Here is a 7,031-nt window from a genome sequence, read left to right as displayed (position 1 = left end):
AGCTTCACTGCCCTTGATTCCGTGGGCACCATACTTTCCGAACTCGCGTGTTCTGTCCGGCATTCCATCCACCTCCACCCTCAAACAAACTGGCTGACCCCAGAATACCCTAACTGACTTTAATCCACTGCCTTTTGATGCGCTTCAGGAGTGAAATATTGCCCGCTCCAGAGGTGTTGAGGCCGTGACAGATTCCGAGCTGAATTTGCTTCAGCACACCATTTCTTGATGTGAGCAGTGTCCGGTTCCACCGGACCGTCCCGAGCGCCCATGGACGCGGCAGACCAGACAGTCCGTGCCGATGATCTTGGGCCACACGGGGACAGCCGACACAGCACCCGTGTGACAGCAGGTTTCCGGCACCGCCCGTCTTCGTAACTCTTTGCGTACGCCGCCCGGGTGTAGGCCGTGTGGCACTGAACGGAGATCCATCGATGCACTCACGACGACGTGCGGAACACACCGTCAGTTCAGCCAAAGGGTGCGATGGCGGCGGGGCGCCGGTGGGCAGCGAACTGCCATAGAGTCGTAGGGGGTCGGGTGGGGGTGAGAGATCGTCGTGACGGGCGATCTCGGCGAGGGTGAGATCAGTGCCCTTGGTGTTGAAGATCTGAAACCTCGCCCGGCCAGGGCGCGGTCCGCGTTGAATGGCATGCGGGTTGAAGCCGCCCGTCCGCCCTGGATGAACGTCTGGCACGGCCGCTGGATGTGGCGAGGCGCTTCAGGGTCCGCCCGGGGGGCAGCGCACTTGCGCGCTCAGCCGCCGGGAAGGGGGTCGGGGTAGCGCTTGAGGACCTGGGCCGGGTGGTCTTCGTCGGTGGGCCAGAGCACCACGTGGTAGCGGTCCTCGCCGTCCAGGCCGTCCTCGGAGATGGTGTCCAGGCCGTGGGAGTAGATGCGCACGGCGTAGTTGCCGGGGGTGAGGGGGATGCGGGGAAGCCGGTCGTCGGTGTCCTGCATGGAGATCAGCAGGCGCCCGGAGGGCAGCGCGAGGCCGGCCTGGGTGACGTGGTCGGCCTGCTGAATCTCTGCGTCGTCGGCCGGGGGCGTGCGGCGCACGTCCACGGTGACGGGAACGTCGAAGGGACGGGCGGCTCCGCTCCCGACGACGCCGGGAGCGGTGTTGATCCAGTCGGCGACCAGTGCTGTGAACCATGAGGGTTCGGGTTCGCCCAGGCGTGCGTCGTCGTCCTGGATCAGCAAGGTGGAGTAGTCGGCGAGGACCGTGAGTTCGTGGCGGGAGAGCAGGTCGGGGTCGCCGGGCGGCGGGGTGGCGGTCATCTGGAACTGGGCTCCGTCGGGCAGCGAGTGGACGGTCTGGGCGAGTGGGCCGCGGATGCGCATGCGCTGTGCGGCCTCTTTGACGACGAGGTTGTGGTCCTCATAGGTACCACCGAGGCTGAAGAACACTGCTCGTACGCCGCCCTGGCCCTTTGGGTCTGCCGCTCCCCCTGCTCCCACAACGAGATGGCCTCGCGCGCCTGGCCCTGTGCCCGGGTCAGGGTGTGGCTGTAGGAGTTCAGGGCCTGCGCGGCGTCATGGAAGGCATCACCGCAAGTGATCCAGCGCTTGGGTTCCTCGTCGTAAAAACGGTGGAAGGCGTCCGCCGCTTGCCCCTTCCAGCCGCCGTGGTCCAGCCTGCGCAGCCCTGATCCGACCCGTGTCAGCGTCTGCCCGAACTGGGTCAGGAGACGAACCGTGGCCTGCACGGCCGTCGCGTCGCCTGGTATCAGGTCCTTCGGGTCCCGGCTCCAGCCCAGCTCTCCAGCAAAGCCATCAGGTCCGCCGCCCCAGCCCGGCACTCTTGAGCGCCTCGATATCCACACAGAAGGAATCCGCCCCCACCCGTGCCCCCCTCCGACTCGGTTGCTGCATACACACAGGACGCAGCCGCCCCAGACGCAGGTCTCGCAGAAGGCCGCACCGTCCGTATCGTGCCGCGCGTGAAGCGCGTACCGCTCCCAGGTCACCGTCCGGCTGGTCCCCCGGGAAGGGGACGCGCCGTATAGATCGTCGCCGTCATCGCGGCGGTCACCGGGCCGGGGCCGAGGGCGGCTGTCATGGCCCCGGTGACGGTTTCTTCGATGGCCGCAGCGTCCGGGTGGGAGGCGAGCGCGGCGCGTACTGGTGTGCCGGTCAGGAGTCCGGTGGCCACGGAGGCGGCCGACTCCGCGACGCCCTCCAGCGTCACTTCCTCGGCGGCGACGAGATCGAGTCCCGCCGCCGCGAGGTCCTCGGCGACCGCGGCCGGATCGACGTAGCCGTGCGGTATGTCGGGGAGGAAGGTCGGCGCGTTCTCGCCCTCGGGCATCGAGGCTTCCAGGGCGTCCTGGAAGGCGGCGGCGAATCCGTGCGAGGCCACCGGCCCCCAACTGTTGAACAGGAGGCGGCCGTTGGGGGTGAGGACTCTGCGGATCTCTGCGTAGGCGGCGGGCCTGTCCGGGAAGAACATGACGCCGAACTGGCACAGGGCGAGGTCGAACGAGGCGTCCTGGAAGGGCAGTTCCTGCGCGTCCGCCTGTCGCCAGTGCGCGCGCGGCTCCAGGGTCGCCCCACGGGAGACCATCGCCTCGCTCAGGTCGGTCGCCACCACACGCGCGTCCGGTGTCGCGTCGAGCACGGCGGTGGTCAGTGCCCCGGTGCCCGCGGCGAGTTCGAGTACCTGGTGCGGGCTCCGGGCCGCTGCCCTCGCCGCGAGGTCGGCCGCGAAGGGCCGGAAGAACACCGGTACGAGGTGGCGCTCGTAGGCGTCCGGCATGGACCGGGTCCAGCGCCGGTTTGCATCGTCTCCGCTCACGCCTTTGACGGTACGCGCACCCCATGGCTCCGGCGGCCCGAATGGATGGCTCCGCCGAACGGCGCGCAGTTCTGGATGGCGTCGGCCCCGGGGAGCGCCTCCTTTTCGAGAGAATTCCTTGGCCGCCCGCGCCTTCTCCTTTGCCGCTTTGTCGGAAATCTGGTCGCTGCCTTCGGCGCAACCCGAGGAAGAAGCCTTGTCGTCCGTGTTTCGGTCACGTCCGAAACACATGGGCGTCCGTTGCCGGGCTTCCTAGGGTCATCGCGAGAGATGGACGAGTGCGCACACAGAAGGCTCGACATCTTGTCATGTCAGGACCCGACACGGCTTTTTAACGGAGGAGGAGTTCCATCATGCGCAGGATCTTCAAGGCTGCGGCGATGCCGCTGGCGGCGCTCGGTGCCGTATGCGCGCTGGCGATGCCGGCTGCTGCCGCGCCCAGCGACGGGCCGGTCACGATGGGCAGCAACGAGAAGGTCAAGGTCTATGACCACTCCAACGGCTACAAGGACTACGCGGGCTACGTGCAGTTCAAGCACAAGGGCGACTGGTTCCACACCTATCGTCAAAAGAGCCCCGGCAACCGCATCTACGTCCAGTACGACAAGGACGGAGTCCCCGACCGGAAGAAGACGATCGACGGCGGTCTGATGCCGGGCGACCGCACAAAGCGCAATATGAACCTTCCCGAGGGAACGGTCTACAACATCAGGGGCTGCGTACAGGTGGACGGGGCTTCCGACTACTGCTCGGGCTGGCAGAAATTCACCGCCTGACTCCGAGCACCGATAAAGGAAGAAAAGGGGGCGCCGGGCCCGGAGGCCCGGCGCCCTTTCGGCGGTGAGCGAAAGCGCGACCGTTCGCCGCAACACCTGTCGGCTCGAGCACCGCACGGGCCCAGGTTTCAGGTTGCCTGGATCGTCACGCGGTCGAGCCGGATCGGCGTCGGTGACGCGGCAATGGCACCGACCACGTCCTTGGACGGGTCGTTCGCCACCTCTCCGAAGATCGTGTACTGCCCGTTCAAGTGGGGCGCCGGAGCGAGGGTGATGAAGAACTGCGAGCCTGTGCTGTCCCTGCCGAGATTCGCCATGGCGAGTTGGAAGGGCCGTTCGAATCCTCGGTCGGGACGGATTTCGTCGGGTATCCGGTATCCGGCACTGCCGTGCCCGGTGCCCAGCCGGTCGCCGCCTTGGACGACGAAGCCGGGCACTCGGCGGTGGAAGGTCGTGCCGTCGTAGAACCCGCCCTCACCGGCGGTTCCCGTCAAGGGATCGGTCCAGGTGCGGTTTCCGGTCGCGAGCCCCACGAAGTTGTCCGCGGTGTAGGGAGTTTCGTCGGGGCGCAGGGCGAGGTGGATGTCGCCGCGTTCGGTGTGCAGGACCGCGGCAAGGGATCGATAGGTCTTCAATGAGGAGGAGAAAGGGCGACGGGCGGGTGTTTGGCGGACTCGTACCGGGGAGTCGCGCAGTGGGTCGCTCAGCGGGCTGAACGCGTTGCGGTCGCCGCGGTCCCCGCATCCGACCGTGCCCGGTGCGCCGGTGTGCGGGCCGGTTACGCTCCGTCCCGGTCCCGGCAGGTCCGCGGAGGTCATGTCCCGGCCGACCGGAGGCGGCCCCAGCCATACCGGATGGCCCTCTGCCGAGTCGTAGCGGTGTACCTGCCACAGCTCCCGGACCTCGGCCGAGGCGTGGACGAGCAGCGTGTCGAGGTCGGTGGCTGCCTGGGCGTCCAGTACCGCACGCATGGTCGTCGTGTCGTGGTACTTGTCGAAGAGCGAGCCGTTGTTGTGTTCCAGGGTGAAGCACTGGTCGACGAAGACCCGGTCGGGCAGCTCGTGCTGGACGTAGCGCCGCATCATCGCGGCCACTGGAGCCCATGCCTCTCCGCCGAACTCGATCCCCGGACCGGCGAACGCCTCGGTGGCGAGCCGCAGCGCCGGGCCGTGGCCTCTTTCACGGCGCAGGCGCTGCCAGGTGACGCGGCTGTCGCCCTGGTTGATCTCGGTGATGAAGTCCGCCAGTTCCCGCGGGTGATGCTGGGTCCTGACTCGTTCGTAGTGCCCGAGTTCGTTGCCGATCACGTTGTCCAGGTGTCCCGCCAGTTCGGCACAGAGGTGGGGCAGCCAGCGGAACAGCCGTGCTCTGGCGGTGTGGTCGCCCGCCGCGGTCAGCCATTCCAGCAGGTAGAAGTCCGCGGCGAGCGAGGACGGGTCGACGGAGTCGACGAACCAGCGTGGACTGTGTGCGCAAAGGTCCGCGGCCATCAGGGTCAGGGCTTCGTCGCGGTCGATGTCTCCGTCGAGGTAGCGGGGCCAGTGCCTTTCTGCCACGGAGTGCAGTCGCGCATAGCGCCATTTGGTGCCGAGCACATCGACACAGGGACGGTGTGCGGGGTCCTGGGAGCGGACGAGGTGACCGGCCGTCATCTCTACGAGGATCTTGGTGAGGATGACGCGCAGCCGACGCTGGTACGGAGCGCTGCCAGGCAGGCGGCGGACGAGTTCGGTGGACAGGTGGCCCTCGGGGATGGCTCCGGATTTCAGCTGCGCCCAGCCCAGCATGGTCAGGACGGCGTCCGTGAGCGTCGATCCGCGAAAGCGGCGGCAGTCGGCGTAGACGCCCGTGACCTTGTCCGCGCCGATGAGGAAGCCCGTGCCTGGCGGAGCCGGGGCGAGCGGCACGAGGTGGAGGTCCAGCGTCCGCTCGGTCTTGGCGGTGCCCAGCGCCGCGCAGAGAGGGGCCAGGTATCGCTCGGGCGCGAGGGAGTCGTTGATCTCCGCTGCCGCCTGCTTGCGGATCTCCTCGAACGCGGGGAGCGCCTCGGCGAGGGTTGGGGCCGCTGCGGTCAGTGCTGTGGTGACGAGTTCGGCTCCGGGGCGAAGGCGGCCGTCGTCGACGAGGGTGGTGAGGTCTTCCGGCCGGGGGGCTGCGGCCAGGAACGCGGGGAGGCCGGAGCCGACGACCCTCCCCCATGAGCGCAGTCCGTCACGGAACAGATCGGTCTCCGGAATGACCGGTCTGGGCAGGAAGTTGGGTTCCCAGGAGCCGGTGCGCCCGATCAGCTCACGCTGCAGCGCGAGGGCGAGGTCGAGGGTGGTGCTGCGTTTCTGACGGAATTTCACATTGCCCCCCGCTGCCCGCCCTGCTCGGTGAGTAGGCCCGCTTCCCGTAATTCGGTCGTGATGCGCCGGCAGCGTTCTTCGGTCAGCGCGGCGAATTCAGGTGCCGCCTTCGACAGGCGCAGCGCGTGCTCCGTGATGGTCTGTGTGGAAAGCCCGTGGCTCAGGCCCCAGACCAGCGCTACGTCGGGTGGCAGGCGGAAGTGCCGGCCGGCGGGTTCGACCAGCGTCACCATGTCGTCGTAGGCGCGTGGGAAGAACGCGGGAGATCTGTGCAGCGGGCCGTTTCCCGGCTGCCAGGCCGGCCAGTGGGAGGCGTCGACGCCCTGCCAGCCGAGGGTGGCGGTGGCGATGAGGCAGGTCTGCGCGAACGACATCAGTGCGGTCAGGCCGGCCTGTGGGTCGACGGCGAGCGGGTCGTCCCGCAGAAGCCGTTGGAACTCCGCGCGAGGGAACCCGTCGGGGCCGCTGCGGGCGAGCTGCCGCCATACCCATTTCTCGCCGAAGTAGAGGTCTCCGCCCGCCGCGGCCAGCGCTTTCCCTGCGCACACCAGGCCGCGCCGGGCGGCCAGCGCGGCCGGGTCCAGGTCGCAGGGGTCGTCCGACTGGCGAAGCCCGAGGCAGTCCTCGGCCGCGAAGTACGCGGCGAGCATCCAGTTGTTCATGACGAGGCGGGACAGGCGCAGGGGGTGTTCGTCGAGGCGTTTCCTCAGTGCGGCCAGCGTGCCCGGGTCGGTCACGATGTCGCCGGTGAGCAGCCGGACGGTCAGCGCGATCTCGCGGTCCGACAGCGTCCGTCCCGCATGGTCCGAGCGCAGTCCGGATTCAAGGACGCGATCGACGAGCGACTCCAGGGTTTCCAGGCTCACATGCTGTACGTCGACGCGGATGGTGTCGGCGAACATCTGCTGCCGCTTCTCTTGTGTTGTGGAGCCGACGAGATAGACGTCGATGTCGCTGGTGGCGCTGCCCAGCCCGACCACCGAGCTGCCCGCGACGAACGCGGCGGCCGCGTCCGTGGTTGCGGCCAGACGGGATGCGATGCTCCTGCCCAGGCGTACCCTGGCCGACGGTGCCACTGCTGTCATGAACTCTCCCTTTTCTGGCAGTGGG

The 7,031-nt window shown here is 68.0% G+C and carries 6 protein-coding genes; 1 reads left to right on the top strand and 5 read right to left on the bottom strand.

Translation table 11 applies throughout. The features are described from left to right. Positions 1–756: 756 nt before the first annotated feature. From RBJ65_RS39660 to RBJ65_RS39655, 3 genes are all read right to left on the bottom strand, one after another. Positions 757–1,344, bottom strand: a complete 588-nt coding sequence (locus RBJ65_RS39660; RefSeq protein ID WP_372342337.1) for a hypothetical protein — start codon at positions 1,342–1,344, stop codon at positions 757–759. After that, complete coding sequence (locus tag RBJ65_RS42215; protein WP_372342338.1) at positions 1,278–1,709, bottom strand: putative T7SS-secreted protein; 432 nt, start codon at positions 1,707–1,709, stop codon at positions 1,278–1,280. Before RBJ65_RS42215 ends, RBJ65_RS39660 begins: the two co-directional genes overlap by 67 nt. Before the next feature lie 257 nt (positions 1,710–1,966). Continuing rightward, entirely contained in the window at positions 1,967–2,758 is a 792-nt protein-coding gene (locus RBJ65_RS39655) for a class I SAM-dependent methyltransferase (RefSeq protein WP_306322042.1), read from the bottom strand. 392 nt (positions 2,759–3,150) lie between these two features. Between RBJ65_RS39655 and RBJ65_RS39650 the strand changes: the two genes are divergently transcribed. Then, the gene (locus RBJ65_RS39650; protein ID WP_306321911.1) at positions 3,151–3,573 is read left to right on the top strand and encodes a hypothetical protein; all 423 of its coding nucleotides are present in this window, start codon (positions 3,151–3,153) and stop codon (positions 3,571–3,573) included. Positions 3,574–3,701: 128 nt separating this feature from the next. Here the strand turns inward: RBJ65_RS39650 and RBJ65_RS42210 are convergent, their stop codons facing one another. Both RBJ65_RS42210 and RBJ65_RS39640 read right to left on the bottom strand, forming a co-directional pair. Next, positions 3,702–5,921: a peptidylprolyl isomerase gene (locus tag RBJ65_RS42210; RefSeq protein WP_372341388.1), complete on the bottom strand. Its 2,220-nt coding sequence runs from the start codon at positions 5,919–5,921 to the stop codon at positions 3,702–3,704. Further along, a complete protein-coding gene (locus tag RBJ65_RS39640; RefSeq protein WP_306321912.1) occupies positions 5,918–7,006 on the bottom strand; it encodes a hypothetical protein in 1,089 nt (362 codons plus the stop codon). Before RBJ65_RS39640 ends, RBJ65_RS42210 begins: the two co-directional genes overlap by 4 nt. Positions 7,007–7,031: the final 25 nt, after the last annotated feature.

Source organism: Streptomyces sp. KL109B (assembly GCF_030766935.1).
In the GTDB taxonomy this organism is placed as follows: domain Bacteria; phylum Actinomycetota; class Actinomycetes; order Streptomycetales; family Streptomycetaceae; genus Streptomyces.
The sequence above is the reverse complement of the archived record's forward strand: the minus strand, read 5'-3'. Positions and strand labels throughout refer to the sequence as shown.

Bases quoted from the DNA above. Each gene is read 5' to 3' on its own strand.
- RBJ65_RS39650 (WP_306321911.1), top strand. From the start codon at position 3,151: ATGCGCAGGATCTTCAAGGCTGCGGCGATGCCGCTGGCGGCGCTCGGT.
- RBJ65_RS39660 (WP_372342337.1), bottom strand. From the start codon at position 1,344: ATGCGCATCCGCGGCCCACTCGCCCAGACCGTCCACTCGCTGCCCGAC.
- RBJ65_RS39655 (WP_306322042.1), bottom strand. From the start codon at position 2,758: ATGCCGGACGCCTACGAGCGCCACCTCGTACCGGTGTTCTTCCGGCCC.
- RBJ65_RS39640 (WP_306321912.1), bottom strand. From the start codon at position 7,006: ATGACAGCAGTGGCACCGTCGGCCAGGGTACGCCTGGGCAGGAGCATC.